At 66.6% G+C, this 2,011-nt stretch carries 1 protein-coding gene; it reads right to left on the reverse strand.

Translation table 11 applies throughout. The features are described 5' to 3' along the window. Nucleotides 1-91 precede the first annotated feature (91 nt). A partial coding sequence (locus AC2W7M_RS24480; protein WP_486135629.1) for an extracellular solute-binding protein occupies nt 92-2,011 on the reverse strand: 1,920 nt, incomplete at its 5' end.

Here is a 2,011-nt window from a genome sequence, read left to right on the forward strand (position 1 = left end):
CCGCAGGCTGGGCCCGCGCGCCCCGGGAACGCAGAAGACGGGCGGGCGCCGCAGGGGCGGAAGAGGCGGAGCACCGCGCGGCGGCTGAGGCTCATTGGGCGGCTCCCGACGTGTCCGAGGGCTTGGCCACCGCCTTGGTGGCGAGCGCGGGATCGAACCACCAGACCTCCGGGAAGGCGAAGGAATAGGTCGGCAGCGGCGCAGGGTGGCCGAAGCGGTTCCAGCGCGCGGTGCGGCTGTAGTTCAGCGTCCAGGCGGGGATGACGTACTCGTTCCACAGCAGCGCCCGGTCGAGGGCGTGGGTGGCGGCGACGAGATCCTCGCGGTCGGTGGCGTAGATCACCTTGTCGATCAGCGCGTCGACGGCCGGGTTCTTGATGCCCGCATAGTTCTGCGAGCCCTCGCGGTCGGCGCTTTCCGAGCCGAAGAACGAGCGCTGCTCGTTGCCGGGCGAGAGCGACTGGCCCCAGCCGGCAACGATCATGTCGAAGTCGCGCGCGCGGATGCGGTTGATGTATTGCGAGGAATCCACGAGGCGGATGGTCACCTTGATGCCGAGGCGCTCCAGCGCCGGCTGGTAGAACACCGCGACGCGCTCCATGGCCGGGCTCTGGAGCAGGATTTCGAGCGTAAAGGGATCGCCCGCCGCATTGCGCAGCACCTTGTGCGTCACCGGCCGCGACAGGCCCACGGAGATCAGAAGCTTCTCGAAGAAACCGGGCGGATTAGCCGGGTCCACCTCGTCGCGCACGGTCCAGCCGGCGTCCTTCAACAGGCGCACCGCCTCGCGCAGATTGTTGCGGCGCGCCTCGTCGCTGTCGTTGATGGGATTGGTGTAGGGCTTGGTGAACACCTGTTCCGGCAGCTTGTCCTTCACGGTGTTGAGGATGTCCAGCTCGCGGCCCTGCGGCAGTCCGGAGGAGGCGAGCTCGGTGCCGGAGAAGAACGAGTTCACGCGGATATACTGGTCGAAGAACAAGGTGCGGTTCATGCCCTCGAAGTCGAGCGCATAGTTGAGAGCACGGCGCACCCGCTGGTCCTTGAACTTCTCGCGCCGCAGGTTCGGGATGAAGGCCTGCATCACGCCGCGGGCGCGCTCCTCGAACTTCTCCAGCACCACGCGGCCGTCGCGCACGGCGGGAAAGTCGTAGGCGGTGGCCCAGTTCTTGGCCGAGCTTTCCTGGCGGAAGTCGTACTGGTCGGCCTTGAAGGCTTCCAGCATCACCGTGTCGTCACGGAAATACTCGTAGCGGATCTCGTCGAAATTGTTCTTGCCCACGTTGACGTTGAGCGTGTCGGCCCAATAGTTCTTCACCCGTTCGTACGTGATCGTGCGGCCGGGCGCGAAGGACTTGATCTTGTAGGCGCCGGAGCCGAGCGGCGGCTCGAGCGTGCCCTGGGCGATATCGCGCGGCTTGCCGTTGGCGTCGGTGCCGGTCCACCAGTGCTTGGGCAGGATCATAAGCTGGCCGACGATCTGCGGCAGCTCGCGGTTGCCCGCCTGGTCGAAGGTGAAGGTCACCTCCCGGTCGCCGGTCTTCTCGGCCTTGGTGACGTGGCTGTAGTAGAAGCGCTGGCTGGGATTGTTCTTGGTGAGCGCCTCGAACGAGAACAGCACGTCCTCGGGCGTGATCGGCGTGCCGTCGTGCCAGCGTGCGTTCGGATTGATGCGGTAGGTGACGAAGGAGAAGTCGTCGGGATAGGCGACGCCGTCGGCGATCAGCCCGTATTCGCTCGCCACCTCGTCGAAAGAGGAGGTCATGAGCGTGTCGTAGATGTAGCCCATGCCCGCCGCTGGCGTGCCGCGCGGGATGATGATGTTGAAGCTGTCGAAGGTGCCGTCCTCGGCGAGGCGCACCTGGCCGCCTCTGGGGGCCTTTGGATTGACGTAGCCGAAATGGGCGAAGCCGGCGGGATATTTCGGCGTGCCCATGAGCGAGACCGCGTGGCGGAAGACCCGGGCGGGCGCCGCCGGCGCCGGTTCGGCGGCGGGGGTAGCCTCGGCGGTCGG

It is taken from the genome of Xanthobacter sp. BG11Y11_SDJG (genome assembly GCF_057364445.1).